Genomic DNA, 21,508 nt, shown 5'->3' on the forward strand with positions numbered 1-21,508 from the left:
CCACGAGGAGGTGAGCGCACGTCGAAATTGCCCTCTTTCCCTGGCGTTCGCGCGGAAGCGTTTCGCTTCTTTCATCCTCAGACACCGCGGCGGACGCGGACCCTCACCAGAAAAGCATCGGCAGCTTTTGGGATTCCCAGCACCGATCGCATCTTTGCGACCGCGCAGACTTTGGACTAGTGGATCGTTCCGGGGACGAGGCGTGTTTTCCACGCGTCGGCATGGGGAGAACCGGGTTGAGAGAGATCGCGTCCAAAGGTCAGTTGCGCCTCGCTTATTTTCGCTGGGCGATGGTGACGGTCCCGCTCATGCTGCTGCTCGGTTTCGCCTCGGGCAAGCTTGCCCCCAGCGGCGATGAGAATCCGTGGTTCGTCCAGCTCGCAAAGCCCGAGATCATGCCCCCCGGCTGGGCGTTTCCCGTCGCCTGGTCGATCCTCTACGTGATGATGGGCCTCGCGCTCGCGCTGGTGATCAACGCGCGCGGTTCGCGCGGCCGCGCGCTCGCTTTGCTCGCCTTCGTCGTCCAGCTCGCCGTCAATCTCGCCTGGACGCCGGTGTTCTTCGGGCTGCACAAGGTCGATACGGCATTGGTGATGATCGCCGCGTTGCTCGTGCTGGTGCTGATCACCATCCTGCTGTTCTGGCAGGTGCGCCGCGGCGCGGGCCTGTTGCTGGTGCCCTATCTCGCCTGGCTGAGCTTCGCCTTCGTTCTGCTCTGGCAGATCGATGCGCTCAATCCGAACGCCGAGTCCCTTGTACCTTCGCGCGCGGTTGACCAGATAGAGATTCGCTGAAGTTCGTTTAGGAAGCTCGAGATGCAGACCGACAACCGCCTGTTCGACGATTTCGTCAAGTTCATGAACGGCGCGGCGGGCACCGTCGCCGGCATGGCGCGCGAAGCCGAAGGCGCGACGCGTGAACGTGCCCGCGAGTGGATCGGCGGGCTCGACTTCGTTTCGCGCGACGAGTTCGAAGTGGTCAAGGCGATGGCCGTCGCCGCGCGGGACGAGAATGATGCGCTCAAGGGCCGTCTGGCCACACTGGAGGCGCAGCTCTCCGCGCAGGCCAGCCCGGCACCGATCGCACCGCAGGCTGCTTCTTGAGCGCACCGGTTAAGAACCGCTTGTCCACAGCTTTTAGACAGGGTTGCGCACCGCGCGCTTGTGCGCTCGGAACACGATTGGCAGGATTTTGTTCGGCCAATCACGGCGCGCGGAGTTAGGAATGTTGGACGAGGCCGAATTCGACCGCGACGACGCCGCGCCGATCGACATGCTCGAAAATTACTTCGCGGCGCATGGCTGGTCCTATGAGCGCGAGGACGACGAGATCGTCGCCAAGTTCAAGGGCAGCTGGACCGAATATGAGCTGCGCGCGATCTGGCGCGAGGATGACGGCGTGCTCCAGTTCCTCGGCTTCCCGGATATCCGCGTCGCCGACGATCGCCGCGCGGCGGTCTACGAGACGATCGGGCTGGTCAACGAGCAATTGTGGATCGGCCATTTCGAACTCTGGTCGGCCAGCGGCATCCTGCTGTTCCGTCACGCCGCGATGATCGATGGCGCGGGCGACAAGACGCTGACGCTCGATCAGGCCGAGTTGCTGGTCGAAAGCGCGATCGACGAGTGCGAGCGCTTCTATCCCGTATTCCAGTTCGTATTGTGGGGCGGCAAGACTCCGCAGGATGCGCTCGCCTCGGCACTGATCGAGACGCAGGGCGAAGCATGACCGGCGCCGCGCCGCCGCTGCAGCTATGGCTGCTGGGCTGCGGCAATATGGCGGGGGCGATGCTCCACCAGTGGATCGCCAGCGGCGTGGTCGCGCCGGAGAACGTCTTCGTCGTCAATCGCCACGATCGCGAACTCCCCGTCGGCGTGCGGCAGGGCAGGGCGTTCCCCGACGAGCCTGCCCCGGATTTCATCCAGCTCGGCATGAAGCCCCAGCAAATCCACGATGTCGCGCCCCTGATTCCCGCGAGCGGCACCCCGCTAATCTCGATCCTCGCCGGCGCCGAAGTCGCGACCCTCAGGGAACGCTTCCCTGGCCACCCGATCGTCCGCGCGATGCCCAATCTGCCGGTTGCGCTCGGCAAGGGCGTCGTCGGGCTCCACGGAGACCGCATTCCCGGCGTCGACGCGCTGATGGCACCGTTCGGCCTGGTCGAGTGGATCGACGACGAGAATCTTTTCGAAGCGGTCACCACGCTGTCGGGCTGCGGCCCGGCCTTCGTCTATCGCTTCATCGACGCGCTGGCCGAAGCGGGCGCGGCGCTCGGCCTGCAGCCGGATCAGGCGCAGCGGCTGGCGATCGCGACGGTAGAGGGTTCCGGCCTGCTCGCCGCGCGGGCCGATGTCGCCCCCGGCGTGCTCGCCGATCGCGTCGCCAGCCCAGGCGGCTCGACTCGCCAGGGCCTCAACGTGCTCGACCGCGGCGATGCACTCAACGCGTTGCTCCGCGAGACGCTCGCCGCCTCGCAGCGCCGCAACGCCGAAATGGCCGCCGAAGCGCGCCGCTAACTTCCCGGCAGGGACGGAACGCCCGCCGTCCAAAATTGTTGTGCTCCCGACTCATCTATCAACGGAGGCGGGAAATGGTAACGGACACGGCCACGCGCGACAGCAAGGGACGTTTCAAAGGATCGGCTTCGGCGAAAGGCGGCGAAGGCAAGTCGAGCAATTTCGGAATGGTCGCGGGTGCAGTCGCCGGCGGCGCCGCGCTCGGGATCCTCGCGATGTTCGGCCGCAAGGCGGCGGTGCAGGCGCCGACCGCGCTCGCCGGCAATTGGGACGAAGCGCTCGTCCTCGAGCATCAGGCGACGCTCAAGGTGTTCGACGCGATCGAGGCGACCGACGAGCACAACACCGTCAAGCGCTCGATGCTGCTCTCGCACCTCAAGCATGCGTTGCTCAAGCATGCGGTCGAGGAAGAGAATGTCATCTATCCGGCGCTGCGCGAAATCGGCCAGCGCGACGCTGCCGACGAGCTCACCAAAGAGCACGGCTATGTGAAGCAATATCTCTACGAGCTGGAGAATATTCCCAACGCCTCGCCGGCCTGGATCACCAAGGTTCGCGAATTCCGCGCCGACATCGAGAAGCACATGCAGGAGGAGGAGATGCAGCTTTTCCCGATGCTGCGCGCCCAGCTCTCCGAAGAGAAGAACAAGGCGCTGACGCTGACGATGAACAAGGAAGGCTTCAAGGTCGCCTGACGGAAGCGGGGAGAGGGCGACCTCTCCCCGTTCGTGCTGAGCTGGTCGAAGCACAGGCCCGCGCGCCACGGCCTTCGACAGGCTCAGGGCGAACGGTGCCGGATTACCGCCCCGAAACGCTGTTTCGCTCGCTCTCGGGCATCAGCCCTTCGAGTACCGCCCAGAACCCGCCGACCGCGCCCTGCCCGGCGCTCGAATAGGCGGTCGACATCTTCTCGCGCAGCGCTTCGAACAGCTCCGCCTCGAGCGCCGCGCCCGTGGGTGTGAGCCGCAGCAGCCGCTGTCGCCGGTCGCGCTCGCCCGTCCGCGTCTCGACCATCCCGCGCTCGGCCAGCTCGCCCAGCACCCGCCCGAGCGATTGCTTGGTGATTCCCAAGATCGCCAGCAGCGCGCTCACCGTCAAATCGGGTTCGCGCGCAATGAAATAGAGCGCACGATGGTGCGCGCGCCCCAGTCCCTGCTTGGCCAGCCCCGCGTCGATCGAGTGCGTGAGGTTGGCGTAACCGAAATAGAGCAGCTCGATGCCGCGGCGGATTTCGGGCTCGCGCAGGAACAAGGGGGACGCGGGAATTGGGGCAGCCATGTTGACCATTCTAGCCCCGCGGCCTAGTCCTCCGCAACCCGGTCAGGTGTACGGCCGGCACAGTCGGGAAGGGTGCAATGGCAGACGCGACGGTTCTTGATTTCGAGTTTGAGGCGCATGCCAGCCCGGTGGCCGATGCCGATCGCGCCGCGCTGCTCGCCAATCCAGGCTTCGGCAAGATCTTCACCGACCACATGGCGGTGATCCATTATACGGCGGACAGAGGCTGGCACGACGCCCGCATCGAACCGCGCCGCCCGATCCAGCTCGATCCCGCCTGCGCGGTGCTCCATTATGCGCAGGAGATTTTCGAGGGCCTCAAGGCCTATCGCATGCCCGACGGCGGCGCGACCTTGTTTCGCGCCGACGCCAATGCTGCGCGCTTCGCCGAATCGGCGCGCCGGATGGCCATGCCCGAGCTGCCGGAGGATTTGTTCCTCTCGTCGATCCGCGAACTGGTCAGCACCGACCGCGACTGGATCCCTGAGGGCGACGGCGCCTCGCTCTATCTGCGCCCCTTCATGTTCGCCAGCGAGACCTTCCTCGGGGTGCGACCGGCGCAGGAATATCTCTATCTGGTGATCGCTTCGCCGGCGGGTGCCTATTTCAAGGGCGGCGCGCCTTCGGTCACGCTCTGGGTTTCGGAGCATTACACCCGCGCCGCGCCCGGCGGAACCGGCGCCGCCAAATGTGGCGGCAATTACGCCGCCAGCCTCGTCGCTCAGGCCGAGGCGATCGGCCATGACTGCGACCAGGTCGTCTTCCTTGATGCGGCCGAGAACCGCTATGTCGAGGAATTGGGGGGGATGAACGTCTTCTTCGTGTTCGAAGACGGCTCGATCCGGACGCCGCCGCTGACCGGCACGATCCTGCCCGGAATCACCCGTGATTCGCTGCTGGCGCTGGCGCGTGCGGAGGGAATCACGGTGCGCGAGGAGCCCTACAGCCTCGACGAATGGAAAGCCGATGCCGCGAGCGGACACTTACGCGAAGCCTTCGCCTGCGGCACCGCCGCCGTCGTCACCCCGATCGGCCGGGTGAAGGGGCGCGGCTTCGACTTCACCATTGGAAACGGTGGTCCCGGCCTGCTCACCGAGCAGCTCCGTCAGCAACTCGTGTCGATTCAGCGGGGAACCGCGCCCGATCCGCACGGCTGGGTTGAACGTCTCTTCTGAGGCCCTATAAGCCCGCTTCCCGGTGGGGCGTCGCCAAGTGGTAAGGCAGCGGCTTTTGATGCCGCCATTCGCAGGTTCGAATCCTGCCGCCCCAGCCAGTTCTTGCTTAAGATACTGATTCTACACGTAGTCGTGATCCGGCCGCGATTTGCGTCGCACCCGAAACTAGTCGACTGTCGCCCTCGCCGATGAGAGCGCTTTTGCCGCCAGGTCCGCGGCGACGTCGAAGCGTAGTCCGGCGGCCCTCCGTTCGGAGTAGCGATCGACAAGCTGGCCGGCATGCGGACGCAGCAGCACGGTAAACCGCACCAGTTCCTCCATCACATCGACGATCCGGTCGTAATAGCTGGACGGTTTCATGCGTCCGGCCTCGTCGAACTCCTTGTACGCCATTGCTATCGAAGACTGATTCGGCACGGTGAACATCCGCATCCAGCGACCGAGCAGCCGCAGCGTGTTGACCGCGTTGAACGACTGCGATCCGCCGGACACCTGCATCACCGCGAGCGTACGGCCCTGTGTGGGGCGCATTCCGTTCATCTCCAGCGGCAGGTGATCGATCTGGGCCTTCATGATGCCGGAGATCTGGCCATGACGCTCGGGGCTGCACCAGACCTGGCCCTCCGACCACATCGAGAGCGTGCGAAGCGCGTGCACTGCCGGGTGATCGTCGTCCGCAATCTGGTCGGGAAGCGGGAGGTCCGAGGGATCGAAAATACGCGTCTCGGCGCCGAACAGCTGCAGCAGGCGCGCCGCTTCCTCGACGGCGAGACGGGAGAAAGAACGCTCGCGCAGCGAGCCGTACAGCAACAGGATCCGCGGCGGTGGCTGGTCGTCGCCGAGACCGGTTGCGGGTCGTCGACGCGCATAGGCCGGATCGAGCGCAGGAAGCACCTCCGGGTCGCCGAGAGTACGCAGGCGGCTCATACAATTTCCTCGGAGAAGCAGGTGGCGGAAACCATCATCCGCGTATTCCAGCCTCATACCAGAGACGGGTACGCTTCACGATCGACACGACCGACAACATGACGGGGACCTCGACGAGTACGCCGACGACGGTCGCGAGCGCGGCGCCAGACTTCAGTCCGAACAGCGAAATCGCGGCGGCTACGGCGAGCTCGAAGAAGTTTGACGCGCCGATCAGCGCGGAGGGTGCCGCAACGCACCATGCCACCCCGAACCGGCGGCTCAGCCAATAAGCCAGCCCGGCATTGCAATAGACCTGAATGAGGATCGGTACGGCAATCAGCGCGATCACTAGCGGGTGCGCGATGATGGCCTCCCCCTGGAACCCGAACAGCAGGACCAGCGTCGTCAGCAGCGCGAACAGCGACGTGGGCCCAAGCCGGCCGAGCAACCGATCGAGGCCGGGCTGCCCCACGGCCGACAAGACGGCGCGGCGGATGAACTGGGCGGCGATCACCGGCACCACGATGTACAGCGCGACCGAGATCAGGAGCGTGTCCCACGGAACCGCGATCGATGCGACGCCGAGCAGCATCGCGACCAACGGCGCAAACGCGAACACCATGATGATGTCGTTCAGCGCGACCTGGCTCAGCGTATAGGTAGGATCGCCGTCGCAGAGGTTGGACCAGACGAACACCATGGCAGTGCATGGAGCCGCGGCGAGCAGGATCAGGCCGGCGATGTAGGAGCTGATGTCGCTTTCCGGCAGGAGCGGCCGGAAGAGATAACCCAGTAAAAACGCTCCCAGCAGGGTCATCGAGAACGGCTTCACCGCCCAGTTGATGAAGAGCGTTACGCCGACGCCTTTCCAATGCTGCCGGACCGAGCCGAGGGCGGCCAGGTCGATCTTGAGCAGCATCGGGATGATCATCAGCCAGATCAGCACCGCGACGAACAGGTTGACCTTCGCGACCTCCACCGACGCGATCGCCGCAAACAGTCCGGGCAATGCGTAGCCGAGCCCGATCCCCGCGACGATGCACAGTGCAACCCAGACGCTGAGATAGCGTTCGAAGGTGGCCATCGCGGCCTTCTCGCCGGTGCTCAATGCGCTGCCGGGCTGGTGGAAGACCCGGCCCCCAGGGCGGTTTGCATATAGACGCTGTCCCGCCAGCGACCTGCCTTCCAGCCCATGGCAGGAAGACGGCCGGCATGCTCGAAGCCGAATGCCGAATGCAGCGCAATCGAGGCCGGTTCGGCGCCGCCGATCACGGCGACCATCTGCCGGAACCCCTGATCCGTCGCTGCAGTCAGCAGTGCGGCCAGCAGAGCACGGCCAATCCCCCGCCGCGCATGGTCGACAGACACATAGATGCTATCTTCGCACGAATACGCGTAAGCCGGGCGATCACGGAACTGGGTCGCGTAGCAATAGCCAACGAGCGCCTCACCCTCGCACGCGACGAGGAATGGCCAGTCCTTCGCGGTGATGTGCTCGATCTTCTCTCGCGTGGCTGCAACCGAAGGCGGCACCGTCTCATAGGTCGCCGTGCCATGCAGCACGTGGTGCGCGTATATGCCTGCGATAGCTGCTGCGTCTTCAAGCGCGACGGGGCGGATCGCGACGGTCATCGCGACGCCGGCTCCAACCTGGTCGTCTTCCTTGATGAATGGGGCGCGCTGCGGCGAGTCGAGCAAGTCCAGCACAGCCTCGGACGGACGGCAAAGTTTCACCCCCAGCGGTGAAACCACGATCGGGCGATTGATCAGGATCGGGTGTTCCATCATCGCGTCGATGAGTTGGTCGTTGCCGAGCAGGGGATTTCCAAGGCCGAGTTGGGCGAAGGGTGTATCCTTTTCGCGCAGCAACGCGCGAGGCGTGGTCCCCATGCGCTCGATAAGCGAGATGATCATTTGCCGCGACGGCGGGGTCTTCAGATATTCGACCACGTGCGGCTCGATCCCTGCATTGCGGATCATTGCCAGCGTGTTGCGCGACGTTCCGCACGCCGGGTTATGGTAGATCACGATGTCGCTCATTGAAGCGGACCCGGCTGGCAGCAGGCGGCCTGGGTCACGATATCCGCAAGCGGCGCACAGATCTCCGGCTTCCCCGCGCAGCAATCTTCCATGAGGAAGCCGAGCAGGCTGGTCATATGGTTGTACGCGGCGGTGTAGATGATCGAGCGGCCTTCGCGACGCGAAGTGACGAGGCCGGCGTGACCGAGGATCGTCAAATTGCCCGACAGGGTCTGGGGCACGTGCCCCGTCGCACGAGCGATCTCGCCGGAGGCCATGCCCTCTTCACCCGCGCGGACAAGCAGACGGAAGATGTCGAGACGTCCGGGATGGGCGAGCGCCGACAGCGCTATGACCGCGGCGTTGGCGTCCATCAGCAGAGCACGTCCGTGGCGGCGGTGTTGGCCGTAGCACAGCGGGCCTTGGCGGTCGGTGTCGTCGGAACCCCGCCTTCGTTCAGATGCGTGCGCTTCACGGCCCGTCCCCGGTGACTCTATGATATTACCGGTATATCCGTAATATCATAGAGTCAAGGTGCCCTGTGGATGATTTGATGGTGTCGAGCGCTATCGGTTACCGGGCGCCATCCGGCTTCCAGCCCCACGCCTGCATCATGACGTCGAACAAATAAGTGTTCGGGAAATAGCCGCGGACGCGCTCGGCTCCTGCGCCGATCGCCAGCGCGGGCACTTCCTCGCCGGTGTGCGTGTCGTTGACGAGTACGTTCTTCAGGCGAACCATCGGGTTTTTGCTGTTGGTCGCTTTCCAGGCATCATAGCCTTCCAGAAGTTCGCCGCCGCGGCGCCCGCCATCCACTTGAAGCCCGAAACTATGATCGGCGGTGAACAGCAACAGCGTGTCTTTCAGGTCGACGCGCTTCTCGACCTCGGCAACCAGTCTGTCGAAATCCACGACATGCTGCAGCCCCTCCTGAGGATCATCGGTGTGCGCGTCCCATTCGACGACCAGCAGATATCCCTTGGGTGAGCGTTGCAGGATGTCGAGTGCCTTGAGCGTCGCGGCGCGCGCATCCATGTCTTCCCCCACCACGACGGGGCGCTTCTCGGCAGCACCCACGTCGGCGAGCTTTTCGTGGATCGGGCGGCCGATGCTCCGGCCGATCTGCTCGAAACTGGTGCCCGCCGCGGTCAATTGCGCGCCGATCTTCTTGCGGCCGGCGCCGAAAAGCACGTCGACGCCATCGCCGAACCGTGGCGCAAACGCCTGCGGGAAAATCTCGCCCCATTTCTGGCGATCGTTGGAGTGGGCATAGGTTGCGGCCGGCGTGGCGTCCGCGATCGACTGGGTGGTGACCACGCCGGTGAGCAGCCCGTGTTCCTCGGCATATTCCAGCACGGTCTTGGTCGGCGCCCCGTCGCGCGTTCCGCGGGCGCCGTCGGCGGCCTGGCTGATCACGCCGTTGTGGGTCTTCACGCCCGTCACGATCGCCGACATGCCGTTGGCCGAATCGGAGACGAACGCATCCACCGGCGAGGTTTCGCTAAGCCCGAGATGGGGCCAATGCTGGATCCGCAGCCTGAGTGGCTCGCCATAGCCGTGCAGGCTGGCAGCGTTGATCACCGGCACGCCGCCAGCGTCGGCAAGGAACAGGATGACGTTCTTCGCTTTCCGCGAAGGCGGGGCCTGAACGTTCGCCTCGGGCGGCTGCGGTTGCGATCGCGCTTCCTCTCTGGCCGTGTCGGGCGCGGCGTGACCGGGAACCGCCGCGGCGGACGACGCCGCGAGCGACAGGCAAAGCAGGTGCAGCAGGGAATTTGCCATGGGTTCGTTTCCTTTGATCAAAACGTGAATTCGAGACCGAAGCGGTACTTGCGGCCGGTCAGGCTCGCATCCTCCACGAACTGGCGGTATCCCGAATAGGAGACCTGGGGCTCGTCGGTCAGGTTTGTAACCGAGGCGTAGGCGCGGACATTCCTGGTGACCGCATAAGCGGCGCGCACGTCCACGCGCTTCTCGGCGGCATAGAATTCGTCGGATTCGATGCTGTCGCCGAGCCCTTCCACATAGTCGTCGCGGAAGATGTAGTCGCCGCGCAGCTCGAAGCCGCGCCACGCCCATTCGAGCGAGGCGTTGAACAGGAACTTGGAGAATCCGGGCAACGGCAATTTGCGATCGTCGTCGCGGTTGGGATAGGAAGCCTCGCTGTCCGAGAAGGTTGCGCTGACGCTGGCGCTCAGTCCGCGCAGCGCGCCGGGCAGGAAGGTGAGACGCTGGCGCGCGATCAACTCGATGCCGTAATTCTTCGCGGCCGATCCATTCAGCGGGACCTCATATTCGAAATCGCCTTCGGGATCGAAGATCGGGACGCCGTTCGCGTCGAGATTGGTGAAGTTGTAGATCTGCGTATACGAGAAGTTGCGGACGTTCTTGTAGAACAGGGCGACGCTGTAGAGCCCGCCACTCTTGGTGTAATACTCGACCTGCGCGTCGAAATTGTCGGACAGCGCCGGCTTCAGTCGCGCATTGCCGTCCGCGATATCGCCGTCCTCGTTGACGAAGCGCCCCGCGGTGAGCTCGCTCAGCCGCGGCCGGCCGTAGCTGCGATTGTAGCTCTCGCGCATGATCAGGTTGGGGGCGAGCTCATGGCGGAAATGGAGGCTCGGCAGCCAATGGCCATAGGAATCGCCCTGCTCGGCCTTGGTGAAGCCGGCTTTCTCGTCGAGATAGCTTACCTGATAATTGGTGTTGTTCCATTTGACGTGCTCGTAGCGGACGCCGCCGAGGATGGTGTGGCTCCCGATGCGCCACGTCCCCATGACGTATCCCGCGGCGGTTTGCTCGGTCGCGTCGTAATCCTCGAAATAGCTGTCCTCGAGCGAGTCTGCCTCCTCATAGCGGAACAGGCCGGGATTGCTGCGCAACAGCCGGACACCAGCCGCCGGATTGACGTCGAAATACTTGGTTCCGCCGAGGATGACCTCGTTATTGGGCGTGACGACATCCGCGTAGGGGAAGGCGTCATCCATCGAATACACGTCCGCCACCTGATCGAAGCGCGGCTCGCTGCGATAATATTTCGCGCCGGTCTTGAGCGAGAAGACGCCCGATCCAAGGCTGAAGCTGCGTTCGAAATCGGCGCGGGCGCTGTAGACGTTCTCGGTGCGGACCGAATTGTTGAGGATCAGCTCGCCTTCGGTGACGGCCGACAGGTCGGTCGGGTTGCGGCCGCTCAACTCGTTGATGATCACTTCGCCGCGCGACACGTCGACGAGATGATATTCGAACTGCAGCCAGGGATCGTCGGGCTCCATCACGAAATTGAGCTCGTTGTCGTTGGTGGTGGTCTGCTTGTTCCGCGAATAGAACAGGTCGTAGGTCAGCAGGCTGTTGGGGCTTTCATGGCGGCCGCCCAGATTGATCGAGTAGAGATCGGTCTTGCGATCATCCTCGGTGCCGATCCAGCCGCGCGACCCGCGCGAACCGCTGCTGCCGGTCGTGCCGCGGCCATAGTCGGGAGTCAGCTCGGCATAGGTCTTGCGGCCGCCCACGGCATCCTGGAAGCGAGTGTCGATGTCGATGTCGGTCTCGTACTTCACGCCGTGGCGATTGGCGTTGCTGTAAAGGAAGCGGGTGTAGAAGGAATTGAACGGATCCGTCCGAAAATCCAGGTTCAGGTTCGCGGTGGTCGTCTTGGTGACGCGCGTATCATATTCCCAGTGCGACGCTTCCATGAACCAGACCGGTTTCGCATATTGGGCCAGATTGAGCTGCGGGTTGTTGGCGGGCGTGACCTGGACCCAGTCCATGTCGCGGTTGAGCGAATAGCGATCGGTCTGATAGCTGCTGATCGTTCCGCTGACGCCCAGATTCCGGTCGCCGCCGGCCACGCTGAAGATGTTCGAATATTGCGCGGTAAGCGCATGGCCGAACTTCTCGGGAAGGTCGCTATAGATCCCGCCGACATCGAGCTTGATCTGCTGGCCGCTGCGCTGGAAGGCGCTGCGCGTCACGACGTTGACGATGCCGCCGATCGCGTCGCCGTCGCGATCGGGGGTCGGCGCCTTGATCACTTCGATGTTGGTGATCCCGTCGCCCGAGAATTGTGTGAGCGCGATGCCGCGTCCGCCGCCCGAGGTCGGCACGCGGTTGCCGTCGACCTGGAACGAATTATAGTCCCCTTCGATGCCGCGGATGTTGATCCCGGTGGGCGAACCGTCCTGATCGGTGTCGACGCTCAGGCCCGGCAGGCGTTGAAGCGCGTAGCCGATATTGCCGTCCGGCATCGGCCCGAACGTCTCTTCGGACACGATGTTGACGATGCCGCTTGCCGTCTTCTGCTGGTTGATCGCCAGCGCCTGCCCTGTGGCGGCGGCGCGAATGACCACCGTCTCTCCGCTCAGCGCCTTGCTCGTCAGCGCGACATCCGCCTCGGCATTGCCGCCGCGCGGGATGCGGACGCTGACCGTGGCGGTATCGAGGCCGACATAATCGACCTCGAGCGTGACCGGCCCGGCAGGGGCGGCGACCTGGAAGCGTCCATCCTCGGCCGTATAGTCCTGCGCGTTGCTGCCGACCACGCGAACCACGGCTCCGCGCAGCGACTGCCCTGTCGCCTCGTCATAGACCCGGCCGGTAACGGTGCCATCGGCACGCTCCGCGCTGCTCGTCGCCGGCGTCGCTGTGCTTTGTGCGTGCGCGGTGCCGGCGGCCAGCGCGATGATTGCAGTAGAGGCCAGCATGGTGAGTGGTTTTGCGACCGAGATTGTCTTCATCTAACGTCCCCCAAAAATATCAATAGACGTCAATAAAACGCTCATCCGGAAAGATGAGCGCGCGCCTCCTCGCTCAGGATCGACATGAAGATCCAGAGTTTCTAAGATTAGCTCGAAAGTTTGATCACCTATTCGGTGATGTTATTCATGTATCGATCGTGAATTGCATCGAATCCAGAAGTGGATGCATTACAATCCAGTTATGTCCGATGGCGCTATCGGCCATTCGGCAATACTGTCTCCTGTGAAACGGGCAGCTAGGTTCCAACGGTGACAGAGGTGTTACGCACTCGGAGAATCGCCGGTTAAAAATTCTTAATGTTCGGCCTGTCACAGAAACGTCGTAGCCGGCCGATAGCTGGGGCCAGTGACAAGCAGGCTGGAGGTTGACGCGGCATCCGGATCGCCGAGTGGCGGTTTGGCCGGCGAAAGGCCGGACTGCGAGCACCGCTGGCGCAGGATACTCCTCGTCGAAGACGACGTCGCCACCGCCAGCTTCCTCGAGGCCGAACTCGCCGGCAACGGCTATGCCGTCGAATGGGCCTCGGACGGTCTGGCGGGACTTGCCCGGGCCCGCAGCGGTGACTTCGACGTCCTGGTGCTGGATCGGATGCTCCCGCGGATGGACGGGCTGACGCTGCTCGAGACGCTACGCGCGGAGGGTATCGGGACACCGGTGATCTTCCTGTCGGCGATAGGCTCTACCGACGAGCGCGTACGCGGGCTACGCGCCGGATCGGACGATTATCTGGTGAAGCCGTTCGCGATGAGCGAGTTGCTCGCGCGTCTCGAGGTCTCGCACCGCCGAAGCGCCGCCGCTTCCACGCCGGCCACGCGGCTCGAGTGCGGTGATCTCACGCTGGACTTGCTTGCTTCCCGCGCCGATCGGGCTGGGAAGCCGTTGCTGTTGCAGTCGCGCGCGCTCCAGTTGCTCGAGTTCCTGATGCGAAATCAGGGGCGGGTGGTCACCCGGTCGATGATCTTCGAAAAGGTCTGGAGCCTGGATTTCGATCCGGGCACGAACGTGATCGACGTTTATGTCAGCAATCTCCGGCGGGAGATCGACCGACCTGGACTGGCACCGCTGCTGCACACGGTCCGCGGCGCAGGCTATCGCCTCGGAACGTCGGCATGAATGCGTTCACGCGGTTTGCCGGGCCAGGCAGCGAAGCCGGCGGGCTCCAGCGCCAGACCGCGCTGAGTGCATTGTCGCCGCGACGGCGGTCGTTCTGGCGCTCCACCAGCGGGCGCTTCGCGCTGTTTCAATTCTTGCTCAGCCTGGTCTGCACCCTGCCGATCCTGTTCTATGTCTATTACAAGGTGGACGCGATCCTCGTCGCGGACTTCACCCGGCCGCTGGAGTTTCGGCAAAGCAACCTCGAGAAGCATTATCGCCACGGCGGTATCCGCGAATTGCGCGCCGCAGTGTCGAGCCGTGCCGAGCGCGCGCATCGCGACCAGACCGCCATCCTCTTGGTCGACGCGACCGGACGCAAACTCGCGGGCAACCTTGCCGCATGGCCAGATGGGCTTGCCGCCCCACAAGCCTGGACGCCAGAAACCTTGCATCGCGACGGCGTGGCGCATGCCGAGGCGTTCCTCGTCCGCAGCGTACGCCTGTCCTCCGGGCACCGGTTGTTGCTGGGCGGATTGCTCGACAATCGCAGCGATATGCACGCGGCGCTGCTGCTCGCGCTCGCCGCCGCGTTCGCGCTTGCCTTGCCGATCGGATTATTGGGCAGCTTCGCGATGGTGCGCGAGATGAACCGGATGGTCGCCGCGATCGCCGACATCGGTCATCATATCGGTGCCGGCGACCTTCGCCGACGCGCCGAAACCGATGGAAGCGGCGATCCGATGGATCGGCTGAAGATCACGCTCAACCTCATGCTCGATCGCATCGAGGCGCTGGTGCAGGAGCATCGCACCCTGACCGACGCGCTCGCCCATGATCTCCGGTCGCCGCTGGCCCGCATCCATATGCAGCTGGCCATGCTGGCGCACCCGCCCCAGGGCCGCGAACCCGCCGCGGGCGTCGCCGTCGTTTCGCGTGAACTCGATGGCGTGCTGCACATCCTCGAAAGCGCGCTCGAAATCAGCCGCGCGGAAGCGGGGATCGGGCGGGGCGGCTTCGAGACGGTCGATGTCGGGGCGATGCTGCGCGATCTGCTGGAGATATTTCAACCGCTGGCGACGACCGTCGGCGTGGAGATAGCGCTGCGATGCCCGCCCGGGATCTTCCTGCAGGGCGACCGCGTGCTGTTGGCGCGGGCGGTTTCCAACCTCATCGACAATGGCTTGAAATACGGTGCCGAGGGCGGTGCGATCCTGCTCGAGGCAAGCCGCCGGGGAGGCGACGTGGAGCTCTCGGTTTCCGATCGCGCGGGCGGGATTCCCGGGCACCGTCGACAGGATGCGCTTCGCAAGTTCGGCCGGCTCGACGATGCGCGCAGTACGCCGGGGAGCGGGTTGGGACTCACCCTGGTGAGCGCAGTCGCATCACTGCACGGCGGGAGCTTCGAATTGCAGGACAATGGCCCGGGCCTGCGAGCAACATTGATGCTTCCTATGCACCTCTGAGCTGACGGGCGCCTCCTGCCGGCCTCCCACCACTATTGCTGCCCGAATCGGACGGGCACAAACGGCCGCGTCACGCCTTTCAGCCCTCCTCAGTTTTGCGTCCAAGTTCATACTACTTACGCCAAGCCGTAACGCACGCGTCATGCAGCGCGCCTAGCCGCATGGCCGTCCGCAGGTCGGGTCGCCACAAACTCCATAGGGGTATTCATGAAGCTTCTGTTCGGCAGCGCGATGATCGCGCTGCAATTCGCGTGCATGCCTGTCGCCTGGGCGCAGACCGAGACGGTAAATACTCAGGAAAGCCAAGCTTCGGAGGATGAGGGGCCGATCGTCGTCACCGGCACGCGCGATCGCGCGCGCACTCAGTTCGATACCCTGGCCCCGGTCGATGTGCTCTCGAAGGCGGCGGTGGCATCCAGCGTCTCCGGCGACCTCGACGATGTGCTCGCCCAATTGCTGCCTTCGTTCAACGTCCAGCGCCTTCCGGCGGCCGACGGCCAGGCCTTTGTCCGTCCGGCGACGCTCCGCGGGCTCTCGGCCGATCAGACGCTCGTCCTGGTGAACGGCAAGCGCTATCATCGCTCGGCCCTGCTCGGCTCGCGGGGCGCGCAGGCCCCCGATCTCGCCAGCATCCCGACCGCCGGCATCGGCCGCGTCGAAGTGCTGCGCGACGGCGCCTCGGCGCAATATGGCTCGGACGCGATTGCCGGAGTGATCAACATCCTCCTCGATGAGGCACCGGGGATGGACGCCTACGGCCAGGTCTCGCGTTATTACGCCAAGGACGGCAGCGAATATCAGTGGGGCATGCATGCCGGGATCGCACTGGGGGACCGCGGCGCCATCGCCTTTACCGGCCAGTTCGATCGCCAGGAGGCGACCTCGCGCACGCGCCAGCGGCCCGACGCGATTGCGTTCCAGGCCGCCAATCCGCAGCTTCGCGTGCCCGATCCGGTACAACGCTGGGGTCAGCCGGACCAGGAGCGCATCAGCGGCGCGGTGAACGGTCATTACGACCTTGCCGATGCGGCGACCTTCTACGTGTTCGGCACGCTCCAGCAGGGCGACGGCGTAACCGACTTCAACTGGCGCAACCCGGCGGGGACCGCCAGCGTCTATGGCGCGAGTGCGGCGTTTCCGGGCTTCTCGTTCAATACGCTCTATCCCACCGGCTTCACGCCGCGCTTCGGCACCAAGTTCAACGACTATCAGACGGCAGGCGGGCTTCGCGGCGACCTCGGCGATCGCCTCCACTATGATCTCAGCGCCTCGCTCGGCCGCAGCCGGATCGAATATACGCTGGGCGAGAGCCTCAACGCGTCGCTCGGGCCGAACAGCCCGACGAGCTTCTATCTCGGCCGGCTCGAGCAGCGCGAATTCAACCTCAACGCCGATTTCGTCTATCGTCTGCCGGTGGGAACGGCCGAGCCGGTGAACGTCGCGTTCGGTGTCGAGCGCCGCGTCGAGACCTATGCAGTTTCGCCGGGCGATCCCGCCTCCTATGCCGTCGGCCCCGGTGCCGCGACCGGACTGGCGCCCAATTCGAATGGCTTTCCCGGCTTCGGGCCGGCCCAATCGGGCGAGTGGGACCAGCGCAGCTATGCCGGCTATATGGATCTCGAATGGAAGCCGGTGGAGATGCTGACGCTCGGCGCCGCTGGCCGCTACGAGGACTTCTCGGAGTTCGGCGACACCTTCATCTACAAGTTCGCCGGCCGCATCGAGCCGGTCCATGGCCTCGCCGCGCGCGTCACCTATTCCACCGGGTTCCGGGCCCCCACGCCCGCGCAGCTCAACACCCGCCAGGTCACGCAGGGGCTCGACACCCGCACGCTGCAGATCTTCAACCAGGGCCGCCTCTCGCCCAATGATCCGATCGCGATCGCACTGGGCGCCAAGCCGCTAACCCCCGAGGAATCGCGCACGCTCACCGCCGGCATGACCGCGCAGACCGGTTTCGGCCTCAGCGCCAGCGTCGATCTGTACCAGATCGACCTCACCGATCGCTTCGGCCAGTCGGCGACCTTCACCGTGCCGGCGGCGTTTCCGAACCCGGACCGCTTCACTTCGGTCAGCTATTTCACCAATGATTTCGACACCCGCACCCGCGGCATCGACGTGGTCCTCGGCTATGTCCGCCAGCTCGGCACCGGCCGCGCCAATCTGAGCCTCGCTTATAATTACAACCAGACCCGCGTCCGCAGCGGCAACACCGCCGCGATCCCCAACGTCACCCAGCGGCGCATCTTCGAGGAGCGGCTGCCGCAGCACAATGCCACCGGCACGTTGGGCTATGATATCGGTGCGGTCGGTCTGATGGTCCGCGGCCGCTATTACGGGTCGTGGACCGACGTCACCGGCAATGCCACCGGCGAGCTGTTCCAGCGCTTCGGCTCCACGGTGTTGTTCGATGCTTCGATCGCGTACAAGCTCAGCGAGAACCTGTCGCTGCGCGTGGGAGCCGAGAATATCTTCGACAGCTATCCCGCCGAAGCCACCAACCAGGCCAATCGCGGGCTGATCTATTCGCGCAATGCCCCCTACGATACCGATGGCGGGCAATATTATGCGCGGATCGGGCTGCGCTTCTGATGGCCGGCATCGATCGCCGGTCGGTGCTCGCGGGCGGCCTTGCGCTGCCCGCGGTCGCCGCCGCCCGTGCCGCGGTTCCGGCGGACGCGGAGGGCGAAGCCTATTGGCGATCGATCGCCGCCGAATATGGTCCGCCCGAGGGGGTGGTCCAGCTCGAGAACGGCAATTGGGGGATGATGCCCCGGCCGGTGCTCCAGGCCTATCAGGCGATGGTCGCGCGGGTGAACCGCGATACCAGTTTCTATGCTCGCCGCGGCATGACCCGTGACCTGATCGCGGCGCGCGACCAGGCCGCCGCGGCAATGGGCGTCAAGCCGCAGGAGCTCGCCTTTACCCGCAACGCGACCGAGGCGCTGGAAACGCTGATCCTCGGCTATAATCGGCTCCGGCCGGGTGACACGGTGCTCTATGCCGATCTCGATTATGACAGCATGCAGGATTGCATGGAGAGCCTGCGCGGGCGTCGCGGCGTTCAGGTCGTGCGGATCGCGTTGCCCGAGCCTGCCAGCCACGAGACACTGATCCAGGCCTATGCCGAGGCGATCGCCGCGAATCCGCGCCTGCGCCTGATCCTGCTCACCCATCTCAGCCACCGCACCGGGCTGGTGCTCCCGGTCCGCGAGATTGCCGCGCTGGCGCGGGCGAAAGGTATCGACGTCATCGTCGACGCGGCGCACAGCTGGTGCCAGCTCGACTTCGACCTGGCGGACCTCGATTGCGATTTTGTCGGCGTCAACGGCCATAAATGGCTCGGCGCGCCGCTCGGCGTGGGGTTCCTGCATATCCGCGAGGGCGCGCTGGACCGCATGGACCGACACCCGGCAAATCCAGCGACCGGCCGCGACGATATTTCGAGCCGCGTGCATCTCGGCACCTATGATTTCGCCGCCAGCCTCACCGTTCCCGCCGCGCTGGCCTTCCAGCAGGCGATCGGCAGCAGGCGGCGGGCAGACCGGCTGAGCGCGCTGCGCAACCGCTGGGTTGCGGCCGCGCGCCGCGTCGCCGGGATCGAGGTGCTGACGCCGGACGATTCGCGGTTGCACGGCGGCATCACCTCTTTTCGCGTGAAAGGCCTGACCGATGTCGCGGCCAATATGCGGATCGCGCAGCATCTGCTCGAGCGTCATCGCATCTTCACCGTCCATCGCGATGGAATCGCCGGCGGCGCCTGCGTGCGTGTCACCCCCGCGCTGTTCACGCGGCCGGAGGATGTGGATCGGCTGGCCCGGGCGTTACCGGACATTGTCTCGAGTGCCAGACGCGGATAAGGGATCGGCGAAGGCAGGCTGGCACCCGGTCACCATGCCGATGGGGAACAGCCTGCTAGGCAAATACCCCGACCACCGCCTTGACCTCGAGGAATTCGGCGAGCCCGAACTTGCCGTGCTCGCGGCCGTTGCCCGATTGCTTGTATCCGCCGAAGGGCAAATTGGGGTCGGGCTGGCCGCCATTGACATAGACCATACCCGCGCGCAGCCGCGGCGCGACGCGGCGGACGCTCTCGGCATCACCGAACACCACTGCCGACAGGCCGTAATCGGTGTCGTTGGCGATGCGGATCGCGTCTTCCTCATCGTCATAGGGAATGATCGTGACGACGGGGCCGAAAATCTCCTCGCGCGCGATCGTCATGTCGTTGCGAACGCTGGAGAACAAAGTCGGCTTGACGAAATAGCCGGTCTCGATGCCGTCGGGCCGGCCGGGACCGCCGGCCTCGAGCGTTGCGCCTTCCGCAAGCCCCTTGGCGATAAGTCCCTGGATCTTGTCCCACTGCGTCTTGTTGACCACCGGGCCGATATGGCGCCCCTCTTCCGATGGCTCGCCGCACTGCGTCGCCTTCATCATATCGGCGGCGATCGCCGCGACCTGCTCCTGCAGATGACGGGGCACCAGCAGACGGGCAGGGGCGATGCAGCTCTGCCCCGAATTCATCAGCACGCTGAACAAAGTCACCGGTATCGCCTTGGCGAGATCGGCGCTCTCCAGCACTACCGCAGGCGATTTGCCGCCGAGTTCCTGATGGACGCGCTTGACGGTGTCGGCGGCGTTCTTGGCGACGAGCACCCCGGCGCGGGTCGATCCGGTGAAGCTCACCATGTCGACGTCGCGATGCCTCGACAGCGCCGTACCGACGCCGGGGCCGTCGCCATTGACAAGGTTGAACACACCCGCAGGCACACCCGCCGCATCCATCACTTCGGCGAAGATCGCCGCGCAGCTCGGCGCTTCCTCGGAAGGCTTGAGTATCATCGTGCAGCCCGCGGCGAGCGCGGGAGCGACCTTGGAGACGATCTGGTTGAGCGGCCAGTTCCACGGCGTGATCAACGCGACCACCCCTACGGGCTCGTGGACAACCAGGCTGTTGCCGATCTGCTCTTCGAACTGGAACTCCCCGAGCGCGCGGATCGCCGACATCAGGTGACCGATCCCGGAGCCGACCTGCGCGGTCTTCGCGAGGCTCAGCGGCGCCCCCATTTCGAGGCTGATCGCCTCCGCCATATCGGCAGCACGCGCCTTATACGCCCCGATCACGCGCTCAATCAGAGCGATGCGTTCGCTGACTGTCGTTCTTGAGAAGCTTTCGAACGCCCGCTTTGCCGCGGCAACGGCCTTGTCGACGTCCGCCGCCGAGCCGAGGGTGATCTCGCTGACGGCCGCTTCGGTAGCGGGGTTGATCACTGCATGACGCGTGCCCCCGTCGCTCTCGACCCACGCGCCGTCGATATAATGCTTCAGACTGCTGCGCATCCCGCCTCTCCCGATTCGAACTTCCGGTATGGCGTTTAGATGGCGGCCCGCCGCGAGCGTTGCAAGCTTCGCATCGCCTATCTCACGTCAGCCCTGAGTGGACTGCCACCAAGCGCAGTCCGGGAAGTCGCGCTTGTCGAAGTTGATCATCAGCGGATCGGTGCGCAGCGCCAGTTCGCGACGGGCGAGCTCGACCAGCCGGTCATATCCGACATAGGCGCATTTCGAATTGCCGCGCTTGATCTGATCGGTGTGCAGCGCAGTGCGGATATCCTGTTGCAGGCCCCGATAGAGCCGGAAGAAGGTTCCCGAAAAATAGGAGCGATAAGCGTCGATGGTGCCATCGACCTTGTTGAGCCGATCGAGGATCGCCGCGCGTTCGGCGGCGTCCCCGGCTGCGTCGGACCCTTCTTCCTTGCGCTGGAGCGCGGCCATCCGGTGCAGCATGCCGTAGATTTCGGGCCCCACCTTGTCCCAGATCTCGATGCGCTTTTCGAGGATGCGCGAGAGGCGTGCCAGCTCGAGCGTCTCGCGCCGCGCGGCCACGTCGCGGGCCTCGGCGTCGCGGATGTGCGCTTCCTCGCGTGCGACGGCATCGCCGCGAAGGGCATCATCGCGGTCCTCGGCCGCCTCGCGCAGCCCGTCCTCGCGCTGGATGCCCGCCAGGCGCAGCGTCTCCTCGCGGTTCGCGGCGTCGTCCCGGGCTTGTTTCTGGGACCGCCATTCGCGGGCACGTTCCTGCCGTTCGCGTGCGGCCGCGACCTGACTCGCCTGACTGCTCAGGCCGTAGCCGACGAGCAACACCGCGAGGGGCGTCACCAGCGAGACCAGGATCTTGGCGACCTCGAGCGAATTCCAGACCGGCTTCGCCGGTACGGGCACCGTCGGGCCGTCCGCCGGCACCGCTGGTACGCTTACGCTTTTGGGATCACCCATCGCCGCCCCCTTCGCCCAGCGG

General features: G+C 64.9%; 19 protein-coding genes, 1 tRNA gene and 1 pseudogene. 11 read left to right on the forward strand and 10 right to left on the reverse strand.

Annotated features, from left to right (window positions below; translation table 11 throughout):
* The first annotated feature begins 236 nt into the window (after positions 1 to 236).
* The 5 genes from E5A73_RS07355 to E5A73_RS07375 all read left to right on the forward strand — a co-directional run bounded on the left by E5A73_RS07355 (position 237) and on the right by E5A73_RS07375 (position 3,211).
* A complete protein-coding gene (locus E5A73_RS07355) occupies positions 237 to 794 on the forward strand; it encodes a TspO/MBR family protein (protein ID WP_135963182.1) in 558 nt (185 codons plus the stop codon).
* 21 nt (positions 795 to 815) lie between these two features.
* Positions 816 to 1,103, forward strand: coding sequence for an accessory factor UbiK family protein (locus E5A73_RS07360; RefSeq protein WP_135963183.1), 288 nt, complete (start codon positions 816 to 818; stop codon positions 1,101 to 1,103).
* A gap of 121 nt (positions 1,104 to 1,224) precedes the next feature.
* Positions 1,225 to 1,728: a type III secretion system chaperone family protein gene (locus E5A73_RS07365; RefSeq protein ID WP_135963184.1), complete on the forward strand. Its 504-nt coding sequence runs from the start codon at positions 1,225 to 1,227 to the stop codon at positions 1,726 to 1,728.
* The gene (locus E5A73_RS07370) at positions 1,725 to 2,516 is read left to right on the forward strand and encodes a pyrroline-5-carboxylate reductase family protein (protein WP_135963185.1); all 792 of its coding nucleotides are present in this window, start codon (positions 1,725 to 1,727) and stop codon (positions 2,514 to 2,516) included. The genes E5A73_RS07365 and E5A73_RS07370 overlap by 4 nt, the downstream gene beginning before the upstream one ends.
* Positions 2,517 to 2,590: 74 nt before the next feature.
* Positions 2,591 to 3,211 carry a hemerythrin domain-containing protein gene (locus E5A73_RS07375; protein WP_135963186.1) on the forward strand — a complete coding sequence of 207 codons (621 nt, stop codon included), beginning with the start codon at positions 2,591 to 2,593 and terminating at the stop codon, positions 3,209 to 3,211.
* Between the two features lie 103 nt (positions 3,212 to 3,314).
* Here E5A73_RS07375 and E5A73_RS07380 read toward each other — a convergent pair whose 3' ends face one another.
* Positions 3,315 to 3,794, reverse strand: a complete 480-nt coding sequence (locus tag E5A73_RS07380) for a MarR family transcriptional regulator (protein ID WP_135963187.1) — start codon at positions 3,792 to 3,794, stop codon at positions 3,315 to 3,317.
* A gap of 77 nt (positions 3,795 to 3,871) precedes the next feature.
* Between E5A73_RS07380 and E5A73_RS07385 the strand changes: the two genes are divergently transcribed.
* Entirely contained in the window at positions 3,872 to 4,969 is a 1,098-nt protein-coding gene (locus tag E5A73_RS07385) for a branched-chain amino acid aminotransferase (protein WP_135963188.1), read from the forward strand.
* Positions 4,970 to 4,992: 23 nt separating this feature from the next.
* A tRNA-Gln gene (locus E5A73_RS07390) sits at positions 4,993 to 5,067 on the forward strand.
* A gap of 67 nt (positions 5,068 to 5,134) precedes the next feature.
* Here E5A73_RS07390 and arsH read toward each other — a convergent pair.
* The 7 genes and pseudogenes from arsH to E5A73_RS07425 all read right to left on the reverse strand — a co-directional run bounded on the left by arsH (position 5,135) and on the right by E5A73_RS07425 (position 12,597).
* Positions 5,135 to 5,896 (reverse strand): arsenical resistance protein ArsH, encoded by a 762-nt coding sequence (arsH, locus tag E5A73_RS07395; RefSeq protein ID WP_135963189.1) that lies wholly within the window; start codon positions 5,894 to 5,896, stop codon positions 5,135 to 5,137.
* Between the two features lie 34 nt (positions 5,897 to 5,930).
* On the reverse strand, positions 5,931 to 6,962 hold the full coding sequence (gene arsB, locus E5A73_RS07400; RefSeq protein ID WP_135963190.1) for an ACR3 family arsenite efflux transporter: 1,032 nt from the start codon (positions 6,960 to 6,962) through the stop codon (positions 5,931 to 5,933).
* A 20-nt stretch (positions 6,963 to 6,982) separates the two neighbouring features.
* Complete coding sequence (locus tag E5A73_RS07405) at positions 6,983 to 7,510, reverse strand: GNAT family N-acetyltransferase (protein WP_135963622.1); 528 nt, start codon at positions 7,508 to 7,510, stop codon at positions 6,983 to 6,985.
* 18 nt (positions 7,511 to 7,528) lie between these two features.
* Positions 7,529 to 7,918, reverse strand: a pseudogene (gene arsC, locus E5A73_RS07410) (arsenate reductase (glutaredoxin)); the annotation flags it as partial.
* Positions 7,915 to 8,271 (reverse strand): ArsR/SmtB family transcription factor, encoded by a 357-nt coding sequence (locus E5A73_RS07415; RefSeq protein WP_135963191.1) that lies wholly within the window; start codon positions 8,269 to 8,271, stop codon positions 7,915 to 7,917. The gene E5A73_RS07415 and the pseudogene arsC, both read right to left, overlap by 4 nt.
* Positions 8,272 to 8,470: 199 nt before the next feature.
* Positions 8,471 to 9,679, reverse strand: coding sequence for an alkaline phosphatase (locus tag E5A73_RS07420; protein ID WP_135963192.1), 1,209 nt, complete (start codon positions 9,677 to 9,679; stop codon positions 8,471 to 8,473).
* A 17-nt stretch (positions 9,680 to 9,696) separates the two neighbouring features.
* Positions 9,697 to 12,597: a TonB-dependent receptor gene (locus E5A73_RS07425; RefSeq protein WP_168355851.1), complete on the reverse strand. Its 2,901-nt coding sequence runs from the start codon at positions 12,595 to 12,597 to the stop codon at positions 9,697 to 9,699.
* Positions 12,598 to 13,048: 451 nt separating this feature from the next.
* Here E5A73_RS07425 and E5A73_RS07430 point away from each other — a divergent pair, with 451 nt between their 5' ends.
* The 4 genes from E5A73_RS07430 to E5A73_RS07445 all read left to right on the forward strand — a co-directional run bounded on the left by E5A73_RS07430 (position 13,049) and on the right by E5A73_RS07445 (position 19,070).
* Positions 13,049 to 13,765, forward strand: a complete 717-nt coding sequence (locus E5A73_RS07430; protein WP_135963194.1) for a response regulator transcription factor — start codon at positions 13,049 to 13,051, stop codon at positions 13,763 to 13,765.
* Positions 13,762 to 15,210: a sensor histidine kinase gene (locus E5A73_RS07435; RefSeq protein ID WP_135963195.1), complete on the forward strand. Its 1,449-nt coding sequence runs from the start codon at positions 13,762 to 13,764 to the stop codon at positions 15,208 to 15,210. The genes E5A73_RS07430 and E5A73_RS07435 overlap by 4 nt, the downstream gene beginning before the upstream one ends.
* Before the next feature lie 207 nt (positions 15,211 to 15,417).
* Positions 15,418 to 17,802 (forward strand): TonB-dependent receptor plug domain-containing protein, encoded by a 2,385-nt coding sequence (locus E5A73_RS07440; protein ID WP_135963196.1) that lies wholly within the window; start codon positions 15,418 to 15,420, stop codon positions 17,800 to 17,802.
* Positions 17,802 to 19,070 carry an aminotransferase class V-fold PLP-dependent enzyme gene (locus E5A73_RS07445; protein ID WP_135963197.1) on the forward strand — a complete coding sequence of 423 codons (1,269 nt, stop codon included), beginning with the start codon at positions 17,802 to 17,804 and terminating at the stop codon, positions 19,068 to 19,070. Before E5A73_RS07440 ends, E5A73_RS07445 begins: the two co-directional genes overlap by 1 nt.
* A 55-nt stretch (positions 19,071 to 19,125) precedes the next feature.
* Here E5A73_RS07445 and E5A73_RS07450 read toward each other — a convergent pair whose 3' ends face one another.
* Positions 19,126 to 20,550, reverse strand: coding sequence for an aldehyde dehydrogenase family protein (locus E5A73_RS07450; RefSeq protein WP_135963198.1), 1,425 nt, complete (start codon positions 20,548 to 20,550; stop codon positions 19,126 to 19,128).
* An 87-nt stretch (positions 20,551 to 20,637) separates the two neighbouring features.
* A complete protein-coding gene (locus E5A73_RS07455) occupies positions 20,638 to 21,486 on the reverse strand; it encodes a hypothetical protein (protein ID WP_135963199.1) in 849 nt (282 codons plus the stop codon).
* Positions 21,487 to 21,508: the final 22 nt, after the last annotated feature.

This window comes from Sphingomonas gei (assembly GCF_004792685.1).
Lineage (GTDB): Bacteria > Pseudomonadota > Alphaproteobacteria > Sphingomonadales > Sphingomonadaceae > Sphingomonas > Sphingomonas gei.